We start from the raw sequence: 23,829 nt of genomic DNA, 5'->3' as shown, positions 1-23,829 counted from the left end.
CTCTGGGAGGTCCACAGTGCGAGGGCACGGGCGGACGGGAGACTGTCGTGGAGAGCTTCAGGTGCGCCTCGTGCGGGCAGGACATCAAGCCCGCCGTCGTCTGCCCGCACTGCGGCGCGCACCAGCCGCAGTGGGCCGAGCACCTGGCCGACATCGAGCGCTCGATCGCCGAGATGAAGGCCCGCGACGCCGAGATCGCCCGGGAACAGCGGCAGATCGCCGCCAAGATGCAGGCTGCCCTCTTCCAGCGGGACATCCTGGCGCACGCCGGTGAGGAACGGGTCCGGCAGGCCACCCGGCCGCGCCGGGTCCTGCGCCGCCGACCCGGCCGCCGCCCGCCCACCGCCGCCACCGGCGCGCCGCCCCGGGTGCCCCGCCAGGGCACCTCGCCGCCCGGGCCGCCGGAGGACCTGCCCCCGTCGCCGCCGCGCGGTCGCCCCCGCTGGCTCGATGCGGACGACCCGGAGCACCCGCCCGAGGCGTCCTCGCGCGAGGTGCAGAACATCCCGCTGGGGCTGGGCGCGCTCCTGCTCGGCGTCGCCGCGGTGGTCTTCGCGGCGGTGGCCACCAGCTCGATGGACGCGCTGGCTCGTCTCGGCGTACTGCTGGTGGCGACGGCGCTGATGCTCGTCGCCCCGCCGGTCCTGGCCCGGCGCGGGCTGACCTCCACCGCCGAGACCGTCGCCGCGGTCGGGTTGCTGCTGGTGCCGCTGGCCGGGTACGCGCTCTGGGCCGTGGACCGGATCGGCGGCGACGGATCAGGTGCCGCGTTCGCCGGGACGATCTTCCTGGTCACCACGCTCGTCGCCCTGGGGTACGCGTACGGGACGGGTCTGCGCGCGCCACGCTTCGCCACAGTGCTCGCCGCCCAGCCGGTGCTGCCGCTGCTGGCGTACGAGCGGATCACCGGGCCGGTCGGCTGGGCGCTGGTGCTCACCGTGGTGGCCGTGCTCGACCTCGCGCTCGTCCGTTCCGCTGTGGTACGTGAGCGGCCGGTCCGGCGTGACCTGCCCGCCACCGCGCCGACCCCGCCCGTCCCGCCCCGGCAACGCGCCGACGAGGACCGGCCCGAGTCGGCGCCGGAGGAGGTCGGCGAGGTGCTCGGCGGGGACGCTCCCCCGGAGCCGGCCGCCACCGCCCGGCCGGTGCCGTGGCTGCCCGAGCTGACCTGGCTGCTGCACGGCGTGGCGGTCGCTGTCGCGCTGGCGTACGCGGTCACCGGCCTGCTGCGCGCCGCCACCGTCCCGCCGGCCGCCGCATCGGGCGCGGTGCTGCTGCTCGCCGCCCTGGTCGCGCTGGCCGGCACGCTCGTGCTGCGCCGGCCGCCGCTGCCCGATGTCGGCGCCGGCATCCTCACGCTCGCGGTGATCGGCGCGCTCGGCCGGGTCGCCTCGGTGGCCCTGCCGGGCCGGTCCCTGCTGCTGATCTCGGCCGTCATCGCGCTGACCGGGCTCGCCGTCCGGGCCGTACCGGAGGCGGCCCGGCGGGGTCCGCAGCTCGCGTCGGCGGTGGCGCTCACGGTCAGCGGCCTGGTGGTCGCCGGTGGCGCGCTGCGCGCCGGGCTGGCGCCGCTCCGGGCCGCGCTGCCGGCCTGGTCGGCGGACCTGAGCGGATGGCACGCCGAGCTGGCCCGGGCGGTCGGCCCGACCGGCTGGCAGCTCGCCGCCAGCGCGCTGCTGCTCACCGTCGCCGCCGTGATCGCGCTGCCGCCCGAGATCCGGCGTGAGTTCGCGGTGGTCGGCGCGGCGCTCACCGCGCTCGCCGTACCCGCGTCGCTCGGCCTGGGGTGGGCGGCGGCCTGCTGGCCGATGCTGCTGACCGCGGTCGTCGTCGGTGTGCTCGGGCTGAGCGCCGGCACCGAACGCGCGGCGGTGACACACGCGGTCACCGCGGCCGGGCTGGGCCTGATCGGCGCCGGCGCCGCGCTCGCCCGGCCGGCGCTGACCGCCGCGGCGCTGACGCTGCTCTTCCTGGCCGGCGCGCTGGTCTCCCTCGCCCCTCGGGTCCGGCTCGCCGCCGCCGCGACCGACACCGTCTGCGCCTGGGCGGCCGGCGGCGCGGCGTTCGCGCTGCCGGGCGCCGTCGCCGCGTTCGTCGCCGCCACCGCGCCGACCCCGCCGATCGCCACTCCGGCGAACCTGCGCGAGATCACCGTTCCGATCCTCGCGGCGAGCTTCCTCGCCGTCTGCGTCACGCTCGGCTACGCCGCCCTGGTGCAGGTGGCGCAGCGGCACCTGAGCATTCCGCACGCGCTGGGCACCGTGCTCGGCACGGTGGCCGTCGCCGCCGCCGCGTTCGGCGCGCCGGGCGCGACCTCGGCGGACGCCTGGGTGGGCAGTCTGCTCCTGGTCGCCGCCGCGCTGCTGGCGCTCGCGCCGCGCATCGACGCGGGACGCCGCGCCGACATGTCCCTGGACGGGTCCGACCTGGCCCTGGCCGCCACCACCGTGGCGCTCGTCGCCACACTGGCCCGGATCGCCGCGGTGCTCGCCCCCGGCGGTCAGCTCGTGGTGGCCTCCGCGCTGGTGCTGCTGGTCGCGGTGGCGGCCCGGGCGCTGCCGGAGGAGTGGCGGCGCGGACCGATCCTCGGCATCGCCGCCGGTGGCCTGCTCCTCGGCCTGATCGCCGCCTGGAGCGCGCTGCGCGGCGGGCTCGGCGTGCTGGCCACCCCCGGCCCGATCTGGGCCGGGGACCTGAGCGGGTGGCCGGCCGCGCCGACGGGCGGGTCGACCTGGCAGGCACCGGTCGCGCTGGTGCTGCTCGCGGTGACCGCCGCCGTCCTGCTGCCCGCGCCATGGAAGTACGACGTTTCTGGCCTGGCCGTCGTGCTCGCCACGGTGGGCGCGCCGGCCGCGTTCGAGTTGCCCTGGTGGTCCCCGGTGGTGGTGGGCGCAATGGTGGCCACTGTCTACGGCATGGCGGCCGTGGCCGCTGTCGATCCCCGGGCCTCGCTGTCCCGGGCCACGGTGGCCGGTGTGGTCGCGCTGCACGCGGCCGGGGCGGGACTGGTCCGCCCGGGGACCACGGCGCTGGCGCTCGGCAGCATCGCGCTGATCGGGGCGACGGTGGCCGCCCTGGCCCGTACGCTCGCGCCGTCGCTCGTGGACGACGTACGCGCCGAGGGCATGCCGCCGCACCTGGTGCAGGTGGGCGGCGCCGGCGCGGGCGCCGCGGTGCTCGCCCTGCCCGGCGCGGTGGCCGCCCTGGCCGCCGCGTTCGGCCACCCGCCCCAGGTGGTGCTGACCGCCGCGCTGGCCGCCACCAGCATCGGTCTGGCCGCGATCGCGGCCGCGCGCCGGTACGTGCCACAGTACCTCCCGTTCGCCAGCGTGGCGGTGGTCGGCGCGGCCACCGTCACCGCTGCCGCCGCGCTCGCGGTCGGCCTGCCGGCGGGCGTGTTCGCCGCCGCCGCCGCGCTGCTCGGCGTGCTCGCCGAACTGGTACGGGCCGCCACGGTCCCGCCCGCCGGCTCGGCCCGGCCGGTACGCCGCTGGACCGTCCTGCTGAACGGGGCGATGCGACGTGACCCGGACGATCCGGTGCTGCGCTGGCGGGTCAGCCCGGCCGCCGGCGCGCTCGCCGCCGCGGCGTTGCCCACCGCGCTGGCGCTGGCCACACTGGCGCCCGCGCTTGTGGTGGCGTTGTTCTCGCCGTTCGCGGTGCTGAGCCGGGTGTGGCAGGGGCCGCCACCGGAGCTGCTGACCCCGCCGGCGAACGCGGTGAATCCCACCCACGTGCTCACCGCGCTGCTGCTCACAGTGACAGCGGCGCTCGCCGCCACCGGGTTCAGCGGGGGCCGGCGGTCCCGTGCGGTGCCGGTGATCCTGCCCGGGGCGGCGGTCACGCTGCTGATCACGCCGGTGGCGCTCGGCCGGGGCTGGCCGGTGACCGCGCTGGCCGCGCTGGCGGTGTTCACCATCTCGATGCTCGGCCTGGCGCTGACCCCACCGCCGGCGCTGGCCGAGCCGGGCCGGTCGATCCGGGTGGCCCGGGTGCTGGTCTTCGCCCTCGGGCTGGCCGCCGGTGGCGCCGGGCTGGCCGGCAGCCTCGCCACCAGCGACCTGACCGTGTTCACGCTCGGCGGCGCGGTGGGCGTGGGCGCCGTCGCCGCGCTGTTCGGCACCACCCAGCGTGCCCGCATCCTGGGCTGGCTGTTCGGCTCGCTGATGGCGCAACTCTTCGTGCTCACCGTCGGCCTGAAGTCCGGGCTCGCCGCGGTCTGGTCCGCCTTCGGAGTGCTCGCTGTCGGCGCGGCGTTGCAGGTCTTCGCCGCCACGCTGCCCCGGCTGCGCCGCCCCGAGGCGTACCGGGAGGCGGCCACCGTCGAGTGGAGCGGCTTCGGGGCGGCGCTCATCGCGCTGGCCCTGGCGTACGACTCGCCCCGGCACATCGCCGCGCTGCTGGCCGCGTGGGGTGCGGTCCTCGGGGTGGCGGCCACCCGTCCGGGGCGCCGGCCGATGGAGCGCAACCTGCTGTTCTGGGCGGTAGTGGCCTGCGAGATCAGCGCCTGGTGGATCCTGATGCGGGTGGCCGACGTGGCGCTGCCGGAGGCGTACACGCTGCCGTTCGCGGCGCTCGCCCTGCTGGTCGGGGTGCTGCAACTGCGCCACCGGCCCGACCTGTCGAGCTGGGTGGCGTACGGCCCGGCGCTCGTCACCGCTTTCCTGCCCACGCTGGCGATCGTGATCGCCACCGACTCCAGCATGCTGCGCCAGGTGCTGCTGCTGCTCGGCGCCGTCGCGGTGCTCATCTTCGGCTCGACCAGCCGGCAGCAGGCCCCGGTGATCGTGGGCGCCGCGGTGACCGCGATCGCGGCCGTGCACGCGCTGTTCAGCCTCGGTCCGTGGCTGGTGCTGATCCCGGTCGGCATCGTGCTGCTGGCGCTGGGCGCGAGCAACGAGCGTCGCCGCCGCGCCCAGGAGCGCCTGCAGACCGCGCTGCGCGGCATGCGGTGAGCCGATCGGGCCTGGCGGTGCCGGGCCCGCCCGACTCACGCCCGACTCACGCCCGACTCGCCCGCCGCCGGGCCGCGTGCCCGCCGGTCCGCGGCACCTCACCCGGCCGGTCCGCGGCACTCTGCCGGCCGGTCCGCGGCACCCTGCCCGGCCGGCTCGCGGCGTCTCCCCGGCCGTTCAGTACGGTCACACTCCGTGTCGAAGTGCCGGGGCGGGCGGGGCACCTCTCTGCCGACTTTGCTCTGCAGCCACGGAGGCAACGGTCGCCCACCGTGACGAGTGCCGCTGCGGAGCCAATTTCGAGGAAACGCAGAACCGCAGGTCAAGGCCGCGCTGCGTCGATGGCTGCAGAGCAAAGTCGGCGGAGGGCACAAACAGCCGCCCGCCCAGCCGGTCACGCTCAGCAACCAACCGAGTTAAGCACGAAGAGTGACGAACGGTCAGGTGAGGGAGGCGCGCAGCGCGGCTTCCTTCTCGGCGACCAGATCCTCCAGGCTCGCCTGGTAGGCGGCCATCCTGTCGCGCAGCACCGGGTCGGAGGCGCCCAGGATGCGTACCGCCAGCAGGCCGGCGTTGCGGGCGTTGCCGATCGAGACGGTGGCGACCGGCACACCGGCCGGCATCTGCACGATGGACAGCAGCGAGTCCATCCCGTCCAGGTACTTCAGCGGCACCGGGACACCGATCACCGGCAGCGGGGTGACCGAGGCGACCATGCCGGGCAGGTGGGCCGCCCCGCCCGCGCCCGCGATGATCACCTGAACGCCCCGGCCGGCGGCGGCCCGGCCGTACTCGATCATCTTGCCCGGGGTGCGGTGCGCCGAGACCACGCCCACCTCGTACGGCACGCCGAACTCGTCCAGCGCCTCGGCGGCGGCCCGCATGACCGGCCAGTCCGAGTCGCTGCCCATGATCAGCCCGACGGTGCTCATCAGTGCCCCTCCTGGAGCCAGCGGGCGGCACGCGCGGCCCGGGCCCGTACGTCCTCAAGGTCGTTGCCGAGCACGGTGACGTGCCCGATCTTGCGGCCGGGGCGGACCTGCTTGCCGTACAGGTGGACCTTGGCCCCGGGCTCGGCGGCGAACAGGTGGTGCAGCCGCTCGTCGAGGGAGATGCCGCCCGGCTCGCCGCCGAGCACGTTCGCCATCACCACGACCGGCGCGGTCAGCGAGGTGTCCCCCATCGGGTAGTCGAGGACCGCCCGCAAGTGCTGCTCGAACTGCGAGGTCCGGGCCCCCTCGATGGTCCAGTGACCGGAGTTGTGCGGCCGCATGGCCAGCTCGTTGACTACCAGCCCGGACGGCGTGTCGAACAGCTCCACCGCGAGCAGGCCGACCACACCGAGCGCGGTCGCGAGGTCGATGGCGAGCTGCTGCGCGGCGACGGCCTGCTCCTCCGGCAGGTCGGGCGCGGGCGCCAGCACCTCGACGCAGATGCCGTCGCGCTGCACCGTCTCCACCACGGGGTACGCGGCGACCTGCCCGAACGGCGACCGGGCCACCTGCACGGCCAGTTCCCGGCGCAGCGCCACCCGCTCCTCGACCAGCAGCGGGGTGCCACCGGCGAGCAGCGTGGCGGCCAGCTCACCGGCCGCGCCGGCGTCGTCGACCATCCAGACGCCGCGCCCGTCGTAGCCGCCCCGGGCGGCCTTGAGCACCACCGGCCAGCCGGTCTCCTCGCCGAAGGCGACCAGGTCGGCCGGGGACTCCACCGGACGCCAGGCCGGGTTCGGCGCGCCCAGCTCACCGAGCCGTTCCCGCATCACCCGCTTGTCCTGCGCGTGCACCAGCGCCTCGGCCGGCGGGAACAGCTTCACGCCCTCGTCGGTCAACGCGCGGATGTGCTCGTTGGGCACGTGCTCGTGGTCGAAGGTGACCACGTCGCAGCCCTTGGCGAACGTACGCAGCGCGGCCAGGTCGGTGTGGTCGCCGTACTGGACGTCGGCGGCGACCAGCGCGGCGCCGTCGTCCGGGGCGAGCGCCAGCACGCGCAGCGACTGGCCGAGGGCGATGGCGGCCTGGTGGGTCATCCGGGCGAGCTGGCCGCCACCCACCATGCCCACGACGGGGAGACCGGTACGGGAGTCCATAGCGCCGCCAGCCTATAAGGGCCGGTGCCGGGCCGGACCGCGAGGGCGGCCCGGCCCGCTCCGCTCAGCCGAGCTGCGCGACCAGCTCCTCGACGCTGGTCACCGGCCGCTGGCAGACGAAGCCCCGGCAGACGTACGCGGCGGGCCGCCCGTCGACGAACGGCCGTCCGGCCAGCAGCGGCACGCCGGGCTGGTCCGGGGCGCCGGCCACCACCACCGCGCCGGGCGGGGCGTGGCGCCGGGCGGCGGCCACCAGCGGGTCGCCCTCCGGGTCGCCGGTCGCCACCGCGATCTCGTACGGCCCGGACAGCAGCGCCTCGCCGACAGTGGCGGCATAGCCGGTGAACCGGGCGTGCCGGTCGACGATCGGCGCGACAGTCGACAGCGTCTGCTCGGCCGCCTCCCGGTAGCGGGTCTCCCCGGTCAGCGCCGCGTACGCCACGAGCGCCGCGACGATCGCCGAGCGGCCCGACGGGGTCGCGTTGTCGGTCGGGTCGGCGGGCCGGGTGACCAGGCGCTCGGCGTCGTCGGCGGTGTCGTAGAAGGCGCCGTCCGGGCCGGCGAACCGGGCCAGCGCCACATCGAGCAGCTCACCGGCCAGGCTCAGCCACCGCCCCTCGCCGGTGAGCTGGTGCATCGCGCAGAACGCCTCGGCGACGCACCCGTAGTCCTCCAGCACCCCGGCCGGCTCGCCCACGACCTTGTCCCGGGAGACCCGGCGCAGCCGCCCGTCCACCACGTGCACGGTGGCCAGGTGCTCGGCGGCGTCCCGCATCGCGCCGTCAGAGACGATCAGCACGCCGTCCATCAGGTTCGCGTCCTCGTCGTCCGGGGACACGAGCAGCGCGGCGACCTGCTGGAACTCGGCGATGGCGGTGATCGCGAGCCCGTTCCAGGCGGCCACCACCTTGTCGTCGCGGGCCGGCTGCGGGCGGGTGTCGCGGGCGGCGAGCAGCCGGCCCACCACGTCCTGCCACCGGGCCCGCACCGCCGGGTCGGCGTCGTCGACGTCCCGGGCCAGCCGCAGCACGCTGCTGCCGTGCTCGAACGTGCCCTCGGCGGTGACCTCGAACAGGTCGGCGGCGAACCGGCCGTCGTCGGCCCCCAGCACCTCGACGAGCTGGTCGGGCGTCCAGACGTAGGTGAGCCCCTCGACGCCCTCGGTGTCCGCGTCCAGCGCCGAGGCGAAGCCTTCACCGGCCCGGTGCAGCTCGTCGGCGAGGAACCGGGCGGTGTCCCGGGCCACCCGGCGGGCCAGCCCGTCGCCGGTGAGCCGCCAGAGCTGGGTGTAGACGCGCAGCAGCAGCGCGTTGTCGTAGAGCATCTTCTCGAAGTGCGGCACGGTCCAGTGGCCGTCCACCGAGTAGCGGGCGAACCCACCGGCTAGCTGGTCGTTGAGGCCGCCACGGGCCATCGCCTCGCAGGTGTGCCGGACGATCTCCAGGCTGCGCGCCGAGCCGGTGCGCTGGTGGTGCCGGAGCAGGAAGAGCAGGTTCATGTGCGGCGGGAACTTCGGCGCGCCGCCGAAGCCGCCGTTCGTCTCGTCGTACTCCCGGGCGAGCTGGCTCGCGGCGGCGTCGAGCAGGCCGGCGGTGAGCGGGGCGGTCACGCCCCCGACCGCCTGCGCGCCGCCGATCGCCTCGACCACGGCGGCGCCCTGGCGCAGCACCGCCTCGCGCTGGTCGCGCCAGGCGGTGGCGACCGAGCCGAGCAGGCGGATGAAGTTGGCGCGCGGGAAGTACGTGCCGCAGAAGAACGGGGTGCCGTCCGGCGTCGCGAAGACGGTCATCGGCCAGCCGCCCTGCCCGGTCATCGCCTGGGTGGCGGTCATGTAGACCGCGTCGACGTCGGGGCGCTCCTCGCGGTCGACCTTCACGCAGACGAAGTCGTCGTTCATCAGCCGGGCCACTGCCTCGTTCTCGAACGACTCGTGAGCCATCACATGACACCAGTGGCAGGCTGCGTAGCCGACCGAGATCAGCACCGGCACGTCGCGCCGCTTCGCCTCGGCGAACGCCTCGTCACACCACGGCCACCAGTCGACCGGGTTGTCGGCGTGCTGGAGCAGATAGGGCGAGGTGGCCTTGGCGAGTCGGTTCACCACCCGACCCTATCCACCATCGCCTTCCGACGCCGCCGGTGCGGCAGGGGTCAGGAAGCGCCGTCGGCGCGCAGCGGGAAGACGTTGTCCCGGGCGCCGTCGCGCAGCGACCCGAGCACCGCCGCGATCTTGTCGGCGGGCATCGGCTTGAAGAAGTGGTAGCCCTGGGCGGCTGTGCAGCCCAGCTCGGCCAGCGCGGTGCGCTGCTCGGCGGTCTCGACGCCCTCGGCCACGACCCGCAGCCCCAACTCGTGGGCCAGCCCGACGGTGGTCCGGACGATCGCCGCCGCCTCGGGCGAGTCGGCCATCCGGAGCACGAACGACCGGTCCACCTTCAGCTCGTCCACGGCGATCCGGGTGAGGAACGTCAGCGAGGAGAAACCGGTGCCGAAGTCGTCCACCGCGAGCTGCACGCCCATGGCGCGCAGCGTGGCCAGCACCTCGTCGATGATCTCCAGCTCGCTCATCACCACCGTCTCGGTGATCTCCAGGACCAGCCGGTGCGGCGGGACCTGGTGGCGGCGAAGCGCCTCGTCGATCTCGGCGGGCAGTCGCGGGTCGAGCAGGCTGCGCGCGGACAGGTTCACCGAGATGGGGACGTCCAGCCCGTCCCGCGCCCACGCGGACGCCACGGCCAGCGCCTTGTCCAGCACGTACCGGGTGAAGCTGCCAAGCTGCTCGCTGTTCTCCACCGGGCGGATGAAGTCGGCCGGGCCGAGCCATCCCCGGCGCGGGTGCCGCCACCGGATCAGCGCCTCCACGCCGGTCGGCGCGCCGGTGGCCAGGTCCACCGCCGGCTGCAACGCCAGGACCAGCTGGTCGTCGGCGGCCAGCGCCTCCCGCATCTCCGCGAGCAACGCCAGGTGGTCGGTGCTCGCCGCGTCGCGGGAGCTGTCGTACGCGGCGACGCTGCCGCCGCCCTCCTTCGCCTGGTACATGGCGATGTCGGCGCGCCGCAGCAGCTCGGTCAGGTCGGCCGCGCCCGCGTCGGCCACCACCACGCCCACTGCCACCTCGACGGACATCCGTACCCCGGCCACCTCGGTCGGGGCGGCGAGGCGTTCGGCGACCTCCCGGGCCTGGCGCAGCGCGTACGCCAGCGGGGCCGTCCGGTCCTCGACCATCGGCACCGAGGTCAGCAGCAGCGCGAACTCGTCACCGCCGAGCCGCCCGAGCAGGTCGCCCGGCCGGGTCAGCGCGGCGAGGCGGCTGGCGGTGAGCCGCAGCAGCTGGTCACCCGCCGAGTGCCCGAGCGTGTCGTTCACCTCCTTGAACTGGTTCACGTCGAGCAGCAGCAGGGCCACCGGGTGGTCGTGCGGGCGCTGCCGCAACGCCTGGTCCCCCTTGGTGAGCAGCGCCGCCCGGTTCAGCAGGCCGGTGAGCTGGTCGTGCACCGCGTCGTACGACGAGCGGGCGGTGACCAGCCGCAGCTCCCGATGCGTGGCGGCGTCGTGCAGGGCGGCGGCGAGCGCGTCCCCGAAGGCCGCCACGCCGTCGCGTTCCCGGGCGCTCGGCGGGGCGGACCGGGCGAACCGCACCCGCAGCCGGCCGACCTCGGCGGAGCCCACGACGAGCCGGCGCATCAACTCGTGCTCGGCGACGCCGGCGCACCCGGCGGGTTCCACCTCCCGGTCCCGGACCTGCCCGCCACGGTCGGCCCGGTACCGGCGCCAGCGTCCCTCGCCCCGGGCCACGTCGACCTCGACCAGTTCGGCGCCGAACAGCGTGAGCGCGCCGGTCACCGCGGCGGTCGCCACGCCCCGCTCGTCGAGCTGGTTGAGCGCGGCGGTGGCCTCGGCGAACGCCCGCCAGGTCCGGCGCTCCTGGTCGGCCCGCAGCCGGTGCCGGTAGGTCTGCTGGAGCAGCCAGAGCGGCGGCGGCAGGAGCAGCAGCCAGCGCGCGTCGAGTTCGAGCAGCGCGACGACCACCAGGCCGACCGCCACGTTGCCGACGAACATGAGCAGCTTGCCGCGCAGCGCGGCGAACAGCGGCGGCCCCATCGGGATGCCGTGCCGCAGCGCGAGCGTCACGGCGCCCAGGAAGGCGGTGGTGAGCAGGTACGTCACCGCGGCGGCGGTGAGCGTGAGCGCGAGCTCGGGGGTGGGCGCGGCGAGCAGCGGCGGGCCGAGGGCGGTCGCGACGGCCGCCGCGAGCGCGGTGGCGGCGGTGAGCGAGCCGGCGATCCCCGCCAGTTCCAGGGCCGGTCGACGGTCCGACACCACCGACATCACGGTCCAGGCGGTGCCCACGCCCAGCAGGGCGGCGGCCGGAAGCCAGCCGGCCGGCACCAGCCAGAGGCAGACCACCAGCGCGGCCTCGCCCCAGGTGATGCTCACCATCCCCGAAGCGGTACGGAAGCGCAGCCGGGCGAGTTGGGCAACCGCGAACGCGACAGTGGCGATGCCGAACCGCGCCGGGCCGGGCAGCGGGTGGTCCACCGGGAGGTGTGGCGGGACGACCAGGCCGAGGACGGCGGCCAGCAGACCGGTGAACGCGACCGCGACGGTCAACACGACGACGCCCGTCGGCGTCCCGCGCAGGCCGACCCGGTCCGGGGGACGGTCGGCCGGCTCGGTGGTCACGGGGCCGCCCCGTCACCGGGCCGGGCGGAGGCATGGCCGGGGGCCGGTGCTGCCTTCGACATCGGCGTCCCCCTTCCGCGCAGGGTCCGGGGCCTGACGGTCCCCCCGGCGGAAGGCTAAGCCAAAGCCGGTGGTCGCAACAGGGGGCGACGACCGGCTTGGGCGTGATTCACGCGGTGTTCAGCTGTTCCGTCGCTGCTGGGAGCCGCTGGGCGTGTTCGTCGGTGAATCCTGCTCGACGAGCCCTTCTGTCGGATCGGCGACTGCGGAATCGGCCCGGCCCGGGGTGCCCTGGTGCGGGAAGCGGTCGGGCAGCCGGCGCAGCCGGGCGTTCATGTTGCGGATCAGCAGGACGGTGACGGTGGCCAGCGCAACGATGAGGAAGAGGCCCATCGGACCGGCCAGACCACCCGTGCGGGTGTCACCGAAGTTGTTCTGTGCGAGCACCTCGACGGCGGTCAGCATGGTGTTCCTCCGATGTGCGACTGCGCACCAGGGTAGACCCCGGCCCGGTCAGTGGGCACGGCACGCCTCCCGTACGCCCGCGAAGAGGTCGGACTCGGGCAGCGGGCTGTCCACCAGCGACCGGGCGAGTTGGAAGTCCTCCGTCGGCCAGGCGCGCTTCTGCAGCTCCATCGGCACCTGGAACCAGAACCCGTCCGGGTCGATCTGGGTGGCGTGGGCGCGCAGGGCGTCGTCGCGGACCGGGAAGTAGTCGGCGCACTCGACCCGGGTGGTGATCCGCGCACCCTTGTCGGGGCGCTCGTCCCAGCGCTTCATCCACTCGCCGTACGGCGATTCGAGCCCGGCTTCGAGCACCGCCTCGTGCAGGCTCATGATCTTGGCCCGGGAGAAGCCCACGTCGTAGTAGAGCTTGAGCGGCTGCCACGGCTCGCCCAGTTCGGGATGGCGCTCCGGGTCACCGGCCGCGTCGAACGCCGCCACGGTGACCTTGTGGGTCATGATGTGGTCCGGGTGCGGGTAGCCGCCCTCCTCGTCGTACGTGGTGACGACGTGCGGGCGGAACTGCCGCATCAGGCGCACCAGCGGCGCGGCGGCGACGTCCACGTCCTGCAGGGCGAAGCAGCCCTCCGGCAGCGGCGGCAGCGGGTCGCCCTCGGGCAGCCCGGAGTCGACGAAGCCGAGCCACGCCTGCTCGACGCCGAGGATCGCCCGGGCGGCGTCCATCTCGGCCCGCCGGATGTCACCGATGTTGGCCCACACGTCGGGGCGGTCCATCTTCGGGTTGAGCACGCTGCCCCGTTCGCCACCGGTCGCGGTGACGACGAGGACGTCCACCCCCTCGGCGACGTATTTCGCCATGGTGGCGGCACCCTTGCTCGACTCGTCGTCGGGATGGGCGTGCACCGCCATGAGACGCAGCTGTTCTGCCACCTTCGGCGCTCCTCGTCTGTGCCCGCCGACCACCCTCCGGTCGGCTGACCTGCCGGAATCTCCCCCCGCGCCCGCGAAAGCCCCCGTGACGGCCGGTCGGGGGCCGCCACCGGAGTGGCCAGGGCCACGCCCGCCGGTCCAGGCCGACCTGCCATCCTTGACTCAGCGCCGGGCTGGGAAGATGGACCTAGCCATTCTTGCCGATGCCGCCGACAACAACGCCAGGAGATACCCGCCGGTGAGCGAGACGCACGCCACAGTCGCCGCGGAGGCGCCGGTCTACCCGCCCGGCCGGTACGGCCGACGCCGGGAGCCGGGGCGCCGCCGGCCGGTCCTGCTCGCCCTGACGGTGGCGGTCCTGCTCGCCGTCCTCGGGCTGGGCGCGGCGAAGCTCTACTACCAGTACGGCGACCCGGAGTACCAGGGCGAGATGATCAGCTACTCCGACATCACCGACTCCCGGGTGACAGTCGACTTCCGGGTCACCGTGCCGCCGGGTGGCTCCGCCACCTGTCTGCTGCGGGCCCGCTCGCACGACGGCGCCCAGGTGGGCAGCATCGAGACCACTGTGAGCGCCGAGCCGGGCCAGCGCCACATCCGGACCCGCCAGGAGGTGCCCACGAGCGCCCGGCCGTTCATCGGTGAGGTGTTGCGCTGCCGGCCGGCCGGCTGAGCCGGAGCGCCGGCGAGCCGCCGGCAACCGCACCCCGGTCCCGTCGCCGGCACCGGGGTGATTGAGCACACCTCGACGTGTGCGGCACTGGTAGCCTTGCAAGTTCACCTGTCAGCCAGTCCGCACCAACCGAGGAGACCGCCTGTGTCCACAAATGGAAACGAGGCGCCCGCCACCTGGCTGTCCCAGGACGCCTACGACCGTCTGCAGGCAGAGCTCGACGAGCTGATCGCCAACCGGCCGGTCATCGCTGCCGAGATCAACGCCCGGCGCGAGGAGGGCGACCTGCGGGAGAACGGTGGCTACCACGCCGCCCGCGAGGAGCAGGGCAAGGCCGAGGGCCGCATTCTCTACCTCAAGGAGCTGCTGCGCACCGCCAAGGTCGGTGAGGCTCCGGACACCGACGCGGTGTCGCCGGGCATGGTCGTGACGATCTACTTCGACGACGACGCGGACGACAGCGAGACGTTCCTGCTCGGCTCCCGGGAGATCGCCTCCACCACCGACCTGACGGTGTACAGCCCCGAGTCCGCGCTCGGCCAGGCCATCCTCGGCGGCAAGGCGGGGCAGACCTGCACCTACACCGCGCCGAGCGGCGCCGATATCAAGGTGACCATCGTCTCCTTCGAGCCGTACAGCGGCTGACCTTCCGGACCCGCGCCGGATGGCTCGGGTCCCGAACCCGACCGAGGCTGACAGGCTCCTCGGACCCGAGCCACACACCCGAACGCCCCGACCGGATCATCCGGCCGGGGCGTTCGCGTTCCGCTGTGACGTCGGTGTTCCACCGAGGGGCTCAGCCCTCGCCGGTGAAGACCACCTGGTAGCCGCTGGCCCGCAACGCGCTGATCAGGGTGTCCGAGTGCTCCACCCCGCGCGTCTCCACGGACAGGGCCACCTCCACCTCGCCCAGGCGCAGGTGCGGGTTGGCCCGCTGGTGCACCACGTCCACCACGTTGGCGCGGTGCTCGGCGATCTCGCCGAGCAGCGAGGCGAGCTGGCCGGGCCGGTCGACGCAGCGCACCGTGATCCGCAGGAAACGGCCGGCCGCCGCCAGACCGTGCTCGATCACCCGGAGCATGAGCAGCGGATCGATGTTGCCGCCGGAGAGCACCGCTACCACCGGCGCGGTCACCTCAACCGCGCCGGACAGCAGCGCCGCCACCCCTACCGCGCCGGCCGGCTCGACCACCTGCTTGCCGCGTTCCAGCAGCATCAGCAGCGCCCGGGAGATGTCCTCCTCGGAGACCGTGACGACGTCGTCGACGAGCTTGCGGACGTGGGTGAAGGTCAGCTCCCCCGGCCGGCCGACGGCGATCCCGTCGGCGATCGTCGCGAACGAGGGCAGGCGTACCGGCTCGCCGGCCCGCAGCGAGGGCGGGAAGGCGGCGGCGCTCGCCGCCTGGACCCCGATCACCCGTACGTCGGGACGCAGCGCCTTGGCCGCCACCGCCATCCCGGAGACCAGTCCGCCACCGCCCACCCCGGTCACGATGGTGCGCACGTCCGGGCACTGTTCGAGGATCTCCAGCGCGACGGTGCCCTGACCGGCGATCACGTCCGCGTGGTCGAACGGGTGGATGAACACCGCACCGGTCCGCTCGGCGAAGGTCTGCGCCGCGACGAGCGACTCGTCCACCGTGTTGCCGACCAGCTCGACCTGCGCGCCGTACCCCTTGGTCGCGGCGACCTTCGGCAGCGGCGCGTTCACCGGCATGAAGACGGTGGCGTACGCGCCGACCAGCCCGGCGGCGAGCGCCACCCCCTGGGCGTGGTTGCCGGCGCTCGCCGCGACCACGCCCCGGGCCCGCTCCTCGGCCGAGAGGCGGGAGATCCGCACGTACGCGCCACGCACCTTGTACGACCCGGCGCGTTGCAGGTTCTCGCACTTGAGCCAGACCGGCCCGCCGAGCGCGGCGCTGAGCGGCCGGGACGGCTCCAGCGGGGTGGTACGGGTGACACCGCCGAGCAGTTCCCGCGCAGCTTGAACGTCGGCGAGACCGACCAGTTCCGTCATGCCCCGATCGTGCCACCCGGCCCCGGTGGGATTTGCGCCGACGTAGCCGACGGCGCGGGCGGCACCGACGCGACGGAAGCGGGCCGGTCGGGGTGCCCCGGCCCGCCCGGCTGACCCGGCCACGCCGACTGACCCGGCCACGCCTGCTGAGCCGGCCACGCGGGCACGGCCCGGGCGAGCCGGTCCTGCTGGGCGGCGGAGATCCGGCGGATCAGCACGACGAACGCGATCCCGGCGACCAGGCAGGCCAACGCCGGCACCAGCCGGGGCGCGAGCGCCTCCTCGTAGTAGCGCACGTACGTGCCGAACTCCGCGTCGTTGCGGGGCAGCTCGGTCAGCCGGTCATACCGCTGCTGCTGCGCCTGCGCGACGAACCGGTCACCGATCAGGAACACCAGCCAGCTCACCCACCACACCCCGACCAGCCACGACTGGCGGCGCTGCCAGACGCTGTTCCGGAGCAGGTCGGCGAGCACCCGGGCCGGCACCACGAGGTTGGCGAACGGCACCAGCCAGCCGGCGATCGCCCACGCCGGGCTCAGGCTCGGCACGGCACCCGGGAAGGCGTCCAGGTTCTTGCGCGCCCGCCAGGTCCAGATCACCACGAGCGTCCCCGCGGTCAGCAGGGCGAGCAGGTAGGGCAGGGTGAACAGCACCTCGACCAGCACCGCGCCGAGCAGCACGTCCCGGTCGAGCTGCTCGGCGGCCGAGCGGGCCATCCGCACACCAACCAGCGGGAACAGAGCCGTGAGCAGGTAGCACAGGGTGGCGGCGCCGACCGCGGACGCCCCGGCCACCGCCAGTCCGCGCACGCCGTACGTGGGCACGCCGGGACTCACGGCGGGTTGGCCGACGCGCGTACCGCAGCGCTGGCACTCCTCAAAGGCCGGGGACGTGGGGTCCCCGCAGGTCTGGCAGTTCATCGGGGACCGTCCGAGTTGGTGTGCGCGACAGGGTGCGCACACGCTAGACGATCACGCGGTGGCCGGCGACCCCGTTCCGACGCGGGGGTAGCCGGGGGCGTGCCGGGCCCACGGCGCCTGCATCTCGAACTGACCGGCCACGCCGAGCAGCAGCAGCTCGGAGCCGGGCGGGCCGACGAACTGCACGCCCACCGGCAGCCCGTCCGGGCGGCGGCCGACCGGCACCACGATCGACGGCAGCCCGGCGATGTTCCACGGCGCCGCGTACGGGGCGTACCTGATGTTCGCCGACATGTTCGCCAGCCAGGAGCGGCCGGACCAGCCGGCGGCCTCCGGCGGCGGCCCGGCCAGCGCCGGGGTGAGCAGCAGGTCGATCGAGTTGTCCGCGAAGAAGTTCACCGACCGTTCGCGCCAGGCCGCCCGGTCGGCCTCCCGCACGTACCCCCGGCGCTGCGCCCACTCGCCGAGCGTGACGTGCCGGCGGCTGCGGCGCTGGAGCTGGCGCGGGGCGACCCCGGCGGCGCGCACGTCGGCGGCGGCCGCCGCGAACCAGGTGGCGATGCCCTGCAGGCCGAGCCGGGTCGGGTAGACCGGGTCGGTGGGCACGGTGTCGTGACCGGCGGCGGCGAGCAGGCGGCCGGCGGCGGCCACCGCGTCCCGGTTCGGGGCGTCCGGCGAGACGCCGCGCACCGGCGAGCGCAGCGAGACGCCGACCCGTAGCCGCGCCGGCGGGACCAGCTTGTCCGGCCGGCGACCGGCCAGCACCGAGAAACCGACCACCGCGTCGGCCACGGTGCTGGTGAGCATGCCGTGCTCGGTCAGGCCGAACCAGTCGTCCGCGCCGAGCTGGCAGGGCACCACGCCCCGGCCGGGCTTGAGCCCGACCAGGCCGCAGCAGGCCGCCGGGATGCGGATCGACCCGAGGCCGTCGTTGCCGTGCGCCATCGGCACCAGCCCGGCGGCCACCGCGGCGGCCGCGCCGCCGGAGGAGCCGCCGGGGGTACGCGCCGGATCCCACGGGTTGCGGGTGGCAGCGGTGTCGTCGTCGGTGAGCGCCCACAGGCCCAGTTCCGGCATCCGGGTCACGCCCAGGATCACCGCGCCCGCTCCGCGCAGCCGCCGGACCACCTCGTGGTCGGCCTCCGCCACCGGTGTACGCATGGCGGCCGACCCGTTCCACGTGGGCAGGCCGGCCACCGGCGTGTTCTCCTTGACCGCCACCGGCACGCCGGCGAGCGGGAGGTTCGCCAGTTCCTCCTGCTCGTCGACCTTCTCCGCCTCGGTGATCGCCTCACCGCCGCGTACCGTGCGGAACGCGGCCAGGTCGGCGTCGACCCGGGTGACGTGATCCAGGTGGTCGGCGACGACCTGGGTGGCGGAGACGTCGCCACGGCGTACCGCCCGGGCGATCTGTTTCGCGGTCGCACCGACCCACGTCGTCGGCAAGATCTCCGGCACTGCCACCCTCCCCAGCCAGCGGTCAGCCCAGGGCCTGCTCCAGATCGGCGAGCAGGTCGTCGACCGTCTCGATGCCGACAGACAGTCGCACGAGATCGCCGGGAACTTCAAGCGGCGAGCCCGCAGCGCTTGCGTGTGTCATCCGGCCCGGGTGCTCGATCAGGGACTCGACGCCGCCGAGCGACTCGGCGAGCACGAACAGCCGGGATCGGTTGCAGATGTCCACGGCATGCTCCTCGCCGCCCGCCGCGCGGAACGAGATCATGCCGCCGAACCGCCGCATCTGCTTGGCGGCGACCTCGTGGCCGGGGTGCGAGGGCAGGCCCGGGTAGATGACCTGCGCGACCTTCGCGTGGCCGTCCAGGTAGGCCGCGATCCGCTCGGCGTTGTCGCAGTGCCGGTCCATCCGTACCCCGAGGGTCTTGATGCCGCGCAGGGTGAGCCAGGCGTCGAACGGGCCGTTGATCGCGCCCATCGCGTTCTGGTGGTAACGCAGCTCCTCGCCGAGCGCCCGGTCCGCCGCGACGAGCGCGCCGCCGACCACGTCGGAGTGTCCGCCGACGTACTTGGTGGTGGAGTGCACCACCACGTCCGCGCCGAACGCGATCGGCTGCTGCAGGTACGGCGAGGCGAACGTGTTGTCGACCACCAGCAGCGCGCCGGCGTCGTGCGCCACGGCGGCCAGCGCCGCGATGTCGGCGATGCCGAGCAGCGGGTTGGTCGGCGTCTCCACCCACACGATCCGGGTGGCGCCCGGGCGGATCGCCGCGCGCACGGCGTCCGGGTCGGAGACCTTCGCCGGGGTGTAGTCCAGCCCCCAGCGCTCGGCCACCTTGGCGAACAGCCGGTAGGTGCCGCCGTACGCGTCGTCCGGGATCACCACGTGGTCGCCCGGCTTGCAGACGGTCCGCAGCAGCGTGTCCTCGGCTGCCAGGCCACTGGCGAAGGCGAGTGCCACCTGGCCGCCCTCCAGCGCGGCCAGGCACTCCTGGAGCGCGTCCCGGGTGGGGTTGCCGGAGCGGCTGTACTCGTAGCCCTCGCGCGGCGCGCCGACGGCGTCCTGGGCGTACGTGCTGGTCTGGTAGATCGGCGGAATCACCGCGCCGGTGCGGGCCTCCGGGGCCTGACCGGCGTGGATGGCGAGTGTGTCGAAGCCGTGCCTCATGCCGCAGACGTTAGTCCGCCCGCTTCCCCTTTGCTCCCGGTAGGCCGGGCGCGCCTGTCACAACCAGGACTCTGTCGGGGTGGTCGGCCATACTGGTCCGGTGAGTACGACCGAGGCGCTCCCCTCCCGCCTGCACGGCGTCGCCGACCGGATCCCCACGTCACTGGACGACCTCAAGGGGCCCGAGCGCGGCCGGGTCACGCTGCCGACCCGCCTCGCGTGGTCCGGGCTCAGCGAGTTCGACGTCGACGACAGCGGACAGCGGCTCACGCTCTACCGCACGCTGATGGACTGCGGGCAGCGCGAGGACATCGTCCGGTACGTCAACCCGGCGCTCCTCCGGCAGGACTGGTCCCGCATCCGCAAGCTGACCGCGCACCGGGTGATCCGACTCTGGGAGAGCAGAATGCCGGGCCTGGCAGCCTAGCCGTGGACGAGTTGCACACGCGCTTGCTGCACGTCGGATTCCGTGCGGGTGACGACCTCGGTCTGGTACTCGCGGGTGGCTACGCACTCGCCGCGCACGATCTCATGAGCCGACCGTCCCGCGACATCGACTTCGCCACCGCAACCGCGTTGCCGCTGCCCCTCGTGGCGGCGCGGCTGACCGAGGCGTACCGAGCCGGAGAATTCGGCTGCCGGGTCGTTGAGGCGACGCCGCGGATGGCCCGGTTGCTGGTCGAGGGGCAGGGTTTCGCCTGCGAGGTCGACCTCTTGAAAGAGGCGATCGGGCCGCCGGCGAGGTTGCAGATCGGCCCGGTGCTCGCGCTGGAGGATGCCATCGGCCTCAAGGTCAGGGCGCTTCACGACCGCGCCGCGCATCGCGACTACATCGACGTATGCGCTGCCAGCCGGATCGTGGAGTTCACGGGACTCGAATCCTTGGGCGCCCGGCACACCGTCGCGTTTTCGCTTCACGAGCTGGCCGACCGACTCGGCGGGGTCGACGAGCTCGACGTGGAGACATTCGCCTCCTACGGTCTCGGCGAGGACGAAATCGGCGGACTCAGGCGCTGGGCCCGTCGGTGGGAGGCGGACATCCGGGCGCGCCTCGCCAACGGCGAGACCGGCCCGACCGGCATCCCCGACGACGACTGGGACGCCTACCTCGATCGCGCCTGACCTACGGCCGGTCTTCTCGTCGATCATGAGGTTGACGGTGGTCGCCGTCCGATTTGTCGCCGCCAACCTCATGATCAACGCTCGCCGGAGGTGGGGTGGGCGGGCCGGGCCTAGGGTGGGCGGATGAGCGGGTGCGTGTTCTGCGGGATCGTGGCGGGCGAGGTGCCCGCGTTCCGGGTCACCGACGAGCCGGACGGGGTCGCGTTCCTGGACACCCGCCCGGTGTTCAAGGGGCACGTGCTCGTGGTGCCCCGCACCCACCTGGTCACCCTGTCCGACCTGCCGCCCGACGCGCTGCCCGGCTACTTCCGGCTGGTCCAGCGCATCGCCGTGGCGGTGGAGACCGGTCTGGACGCCGGTGGGACGTTCGTGGCGATGAACAACCGGGTGTCCCAGTCCGTACCGCACCTGCACACCCACGTGGTTCCCAGGACGAAGGGCGACGGTCTGCGCGGCTTCTTCTGGCCGCGTACCCGGTACGCAGGTGACGCCGAGGCCGAGGCGTTCGCCGGGCGGATCTCGGCGGCGCTGGCCTGACGTCGCGGTGGGCGGGTAAGGAACCGGAGGGCCACGCTGTTGCACACGCTGGGAAAGCCAAGAGAGGAGTCCCACCGTGTTCCTCCGCCGCATGAAGGCCGAGATGATCTCTCCTGACCAGGCCCTGCCGGGCCGCCCGATCGCGATGCCGATCVCCGACCGGCACGAGGTGCTGCCGTCGACGCTGAAGGGCCCGTTCCCCGAGGGCGCGCAGGTCGCTGTCTTCGGCATGGGCTGCTTCTGGGGCGCCGAGCGGCTGTTCTGGACCCTCCCCGGCGTGATCACCACGTCCGCCGGCTACGCGGGTGGCTACACCACCAACCCGACGTACGAGGAGGTGTGCTCGGGCATGACCGGGCACGCCGAGGTGGTCCAGGTGGTCTACGACCCGTCGAAGATCGCCTACGAGGACCTGCTCAAGGTCTTCTGGGAGAACCACGACCCGACCCAGGGCATGCGCCAGGGCAACGACGTGGGCACCCAGTACCGCTCGGCGATCTACACCACCACCGACGAGCAGGCCACCGCTGCGAAGGCGTCGCGGGACGCGTTCGCGCCGATCGTGGCCCGGGCCGGCAAGGGTGAGATCACCACCGAGATCGCGCCGCTCGGCGACTACTACTTCGCCGAGGACTACCACCAGCAGTACCTGGCGCCGACGAAGAACCCGAACGGCTACTGCAACCACGGACCGAACGGGCTGAGCTGCCCGGTCGGCGTGGCCCGCACCGCGGGCTAGACCCCTCCACCGATCTTGGAGTTGTGGTGCCTGGCAACCCTCGCGAAACCGGCATCACAGGCACCACAACTCCAAGATCGCGGATTCCGGCTGCGGCTGGACGGGCATGCGGCGTTCCTCACAGCCGGCACGGGCCCGATTTCCGGCATCCGCGCCCTGGGGGCAGGAAGCGACGCTGTGCGCGGCAACCACGCTGCGTGACGGCGCATCGTAGCAAGCTGTCACACGTTCGTCATCGTCTCAACAGGCGAACCGAAACAACCTCTGGCAGCATTGGCTCGTATGTGCGGACTTGCGGGAGAGTTCCGCCGTGACGGTTCACGCGCCGATGTCTCGGCCGTGGAGCGGATGGCGGCCACGATGAGTGACCGAGGGCCCGACGACAGCGGCGTCTGGTCGCAAGGGCCGACCGCGCTGGGACACCGGCGCCTGAAGATCATTGACCTGTCCGCGGCGAGCGGCCAACCCATTGTGGACGCCGCCGCCGGGCTCACCGGTGTCTTCAACGGCTGCATCTACAACTACCGGGAACTACGCGCCGAACTGCAGGCCAAGGGCCACCGGTTCTTCTCGTCCGGCGACAGCGAGGTAGTGGTCAAGGCGTACGCCGAGTGGGGGCTCGACTTCGTCGACCACCTGATCGGCATGTTCGCGGTGGCGATCAGCGAGCGCGACACCGGCCGCCTGGTGCTGGCCCGGGACCGCCTCGGCATCAAGCCGCTCTACCTGGCCGAGACCCCCGGCGTGGTGCGGTTCGCCTCGACCCTGCCGGCGCTGCTCGCCGGTGGCGGCATCGACACCACCATCGACCGGGTGGCGCTCGCCCACTACCTGAGCTTCCACAGCATCGTGCCGCCGCCGCGCACCATCCTGGCCGGCGTCACCAAGCTGCCGCCGGCCACGGTCCGGGTGTACGAGGCGGACGGCTCCACCCACGAGCGGGTCTACTGGGACCCGTCGTTCGGCCGCGCCGCCGAGCGGGCCGGCTGGTCCGAGCGGGACTGGCAGGACGCGCTGCTCGACTCGCTGACCACCGCCGTACGCCGCCGCATGGTGGCCGACGTTCCGGTGGGCGTGCTGCTCTCCGGCGGCCTCGACTCCAGCCTTGTGGTCGCGCTGCTCGCCGGCGAGGGGCAGGCCCGGTCCGGCCTGGCCACGTTCTCCATCGGCTTCGACGCGGTCGGCGGCCGGGAGGGCGACGAGTTCGTCTACTCCGACCTGGTCGCGAAGACGTTCGGCACCGACCACCACCAGATCCGGGTGCCCACCGGCGACCTGCTGCCGCCGCTGGAGGCCGCCGTCGGGGCCATGAGCGAACCGATGGTCAGCCACGACTGCGTCGCGTTCTGGCTGCTCAGCCAGGAGGTCGCGAAGCACGTCAAGGTGGTCCAGTCGGGTCAGGGCGCGGACGAGATCCTGGGCGGCTACCACTGGTACCCGCCGCTCGCCGGGGTGGACCGGGAGCAGGCGCTCGAGACGTACGCGAAGGCGTTCTTCGACCGCGACGCGGCCGGACTGGCCCGGGTGCTCAACCCGGCGTGGCTGGCCGACGGCGACCCGGCGCGGGAGTTCGTGGCCGCGCACCTGGGCCGCCCGGGCGCGCAGACCGCCGTCGACGCCGGCCTGCGGATCGACACCCAGGTCATGCTGACCGACGACCCGGTGAAGCGGGTCGACAACATGACCATGGCGCACGGGCTGGAGGCCCGGGTGCCGTTCCTCGACCACGAGTTCGTCGAGCTGGCCGCGAGCTGCCCGCCGGAGCTGAAGCTGGCCCAGGGCGGCAAGGGCGTGCTCAAGGAGATCGGCCGGCGGGTCCTGCCGCACGAGATCATCGACCGGCCCAAGGGCTACTTCCCGGTGCCCGGACTCACCCACCTGGAGGGCAAGCTCCTCGACCGGGTACGCGACGCGCTCACCGCGCCCGAGGCGCGCCGTCGCGACCTGTTCCGCGCCGACTACGTCGACGCGCTGCTCGCCGACCCGAACGCCGAACTGACCCCGTTGAACGGAAACAAGCTGTGGCAACTGGGACTCCTGGAAATGTGGCTCCAGAGCCACGGAATCGACTGA

General features: G+C 73.9%; 18 protein-coding genes. 8 read left to right on the top strand and 10 right to left on the bottom strand.

Annotation, left to right across the window (positions count from 1 at the left end; all coding sequences use genetic code 11):
* Window positions 1-47 precede the first annotated feature (47 nt).
* Window positions 48-4,955, top strand: coding sequence for an SCO7613 C-terminal domain-containing membrane protein (locus A8711_RS03565; protein ID WP_069087433.1), 4,908 nt, complete (start codon window positions 48-50; stop codon window positions 4,953-4,955).
* 440 nt (window positions 4,956-5,395) lie between these two features.
* Here the strand turns inward: A8711_RS03565 and purE are convergent, their stop codons facing one another.
* The 6 genes from purE to mca form a co-directional block, all read right to left on the bottom strand.
* Window positions 5,396-5,887: a 5-(carboxyamino)imidazole ribonucleotide mutase gene (purE, locus tag A8711_RS03560; RefSeq protein WP_043326491.1), complete on the bottom strand. Its 492-nt coding sequence runs from the start codon at window positions 5,885-5,887 to the stop codon at window positions 5,396-5,398.
* Complete coding sequence (locus A8711_RS03555; protein ID WP_069087432.1) at window positions 5,887-7,044, bottom strand: 5-(carboxyamino)imidazole ribonucleotide synthase; 1,158 nt, start codon at window positions 7,042-7,044, stop codon at window positions 5,887-5,889. Before A8711_RS03555 ends, purE begins: the two co-directional genes overlap by 1 nt.
* Window positions 7,045-7,108: 64 nt before the next feature.
* Window positions 7,109-9,145: a thioredoxin domain-containing protein gene (locus tag A8711_RS03550; RefSeq protein ID WP_069087481.1), complete on the bottom strand. Its 2,037-nt coding sequence runs from the start codon at window positions 9,143-9,145 to the stop codon at window positions 7,109-7,111.
* Window positions 9,146-9,195: 50 nt separating this feature from the next.
* Window positions 9,196-11,685 carry a bifunctional diguanylate cyclase/phosphodiesterase gene (locus A8711_RS03545; RefSeq protein WP_069087480.1) on the bottom strand — a complete coding sequence of 830 codons (2,490 nt, stop codon included), beginning with the start codon at window positions 11,683-11,685 and terminating at the stop codon, window positions 9,196-9,198.
* A gap of 222 nt (window positions 11,686-11,907) precedes the next feature.
* Window positions 11,908-12,192 carry a hypothetical protein gene (locus tag A8711_RS03540; RefSeq protein ID WP_043326501.1) on the bottom strand — a complete coding sequence of 95 codons (285 nt, stop codon included), beginning with the start codon at window positions 12,190-12,192 and terminating at the stop codon, window positions 11,908-11,910.
* 48 nt (window positions 12,193-12,240) lie between these two features.
* Window positions 12,241-13,122, bottom strand: a complete 882-nt coding sequence (gene mca / locus A8711_RS03535; RefSeq protein ID WP_043326504.1) for a mycothiol conjugate amidase Mca — start codon at window positions 13,120-13,122, stop codon at window positions 12,241-12,243.
* Window positions 13,123-13,360: 238 nt separating this feature from the next.
* Here mca and A8711_RS03530 point away from each other — a divergent pair, with 238 nt between their 5' ends.
* Both A8711_RS03530 and greA read left to right on the top strand, forming a co-directional pair.
* Window positions 13,361-13,795 carry a DUF4307 domain-containing protein gene (locus tag A8711_RS03530; protein WP_043326506.1) on the top strand — a complete coding sequence of 145 codons (435 nt, stop codon included), beginning with the start codon at window positions 13,361-13,363 and terminating at the stop codon, window positions 13,793-13,795.
* A gap of 144 nt (window positions 13,796-13,939) precedes the next feature.
* Complete coding sequence (gene greA, locus A8711_RS03525) at window positions 13,940-14,440, top strand: transcription elongation factor GreA (RefSeq protein ID WP_043326508.1); 501 nt, start codon at window positions 13,940-13,942, stop codon at window positions 14,438-14,440.
* A gap of 151 nt (window positions 14,441-14,591) precedes the next feature.
* Here the strand turns inward: greA and ilvA are convergent, their stop codons facing one another.
* The 4 genes from ilvA to A8711_RS03505 form a co-directional block, all read right to left on the bottom strand.
* Window positions 14,592-15,812, bottom strand: coding sequence for a threonine ammonia-lyase (gene ilvA / locus A8711_RS03520; protein ID WP_069087431.1), 1,221 nt, complete (start codon window positions 15,810-15,812; stop codon window positions 14,592-14,594).
* Window positions 15,809-16,639, bottom strand: coding sequence for a DUF4328 domain-containing protein (locus A8711_RS03515; protein ID WP_233607783.1), 831 nt, complete (start codon window positions 16,637-16,639; stop codon window positions 15,809-15,811). Before A8711_RS03515 ends, ilvA begins: the two co-directional genes overlap by 4 nt.
* A gap of 147 nt (window positions 16,640-16,786) precedes the next feature.
* Window positions 16,787-18,199, bottom strand: a complete 1,413-nt coding sequence (locus tag A8711_RS03510) for an amidase (RefSeq protein ID WP_043326513.1) — start codon at window positions 18,197-18,199, stop codon at window positions 16,787-16,789.
* Between the two features lie 16 nt (window positions 18,200-18,215).
* Window positions 18,216-19,358 carry a cystathionine gamma-synthase gene (locus A8711_RS03505; RefSeq protein ID WP_043326515.1) on the bottom strand — a complete coding sequence of 381 codons (1,143 nt, stop codon included), beginning with the start codon at window positions 19,356-19,358 and terminating at the stop codon, window positions 18,216-18,218.
* 100 nt (window positions 19,359-19,458) lie between these two features.
* On the opposite strand from A8711_RS03505, the gene A8711_RS03500 reads away from it, so the two are divergent.
* From A8711_RS03500 to A8711_RS03480, 5 genes are all read left to right on the top strand, one after another.
* Complete coding sequence (locus tag A8711_RS03500) at window positions 19,459-19,785, top strand: hypothetical protein (RefSeq protein WP_064447694.1); 327 nt, start codon at window positions 19,459-19,461, stop codon at window positions 19,783-19,785.
* Window positions 19,786-19,787: 2 nt separating this feature from the next.
* The gene (locus tag A8711_RS03495; RefSeq protein WP_158629864.1) at window positions 19,788-20,480 is read left to right on the top strand and encodes a nucleotidyl transferase AbiEii/AbiGii toxin family protein; all 693 of its coding nucleotides are present in this window, start codon (window positions 19,788-19,790) and stop codon (window positions 20,478-20,480) included.
* 123 nt (window positions 20,481-20,603) lie between these two features.
* On the top strand, window positions 20,604-21,017 hold the full coding sequence (locus tag A8711_RS03490) for an HIT family protein (protein ID WP_064447693.1): 414 nt from the start codon (window positions 20,604-20,606) through the stop codon (window positions 21,015-21,017).
* A 76-nt stretch (window positions 21,018-21,093) separates the two neighbouring features.
* Window positions 21,094-21,756, top strand: a complete 663-nt coding sequence (msrA, locus tag A8711_RS03485; protein ID WP_069087429.1) for a peptide-methionine (S)-S-oxide reductase MsrA — start codon at window positions 21,094-21,096, stop codon at window positions 21,754-21,756.
* 282 nt (window positions 21,757-22,038) lie between these two features.
* Window positions 22,039-23,829, top strand: coding sequence for an N-acetylglutaminylglutamine amidotransferase (locus A8711_RS03480; protein ID WP_069087428.1), 1,791 nt, complete (start codon window positions 22,039-22,041; stop codon window positions 23,827-23,829).

The sequence above is a fragment of the Micromonospora sp. II genome (assembly GCF_001709195.1).
Classification (GTDB): Bacteria; Actinomycetota; Actinomycetes; order Mycobacteriales; family Micromonosporaceae; genus Micromonospora; species Micromonospora chalcea.
The sequence above is the reverse complement of the archived record's forward strand: the minus strand, read 5'-3'. Positions and strand labels throughout refer to the sequence as shown.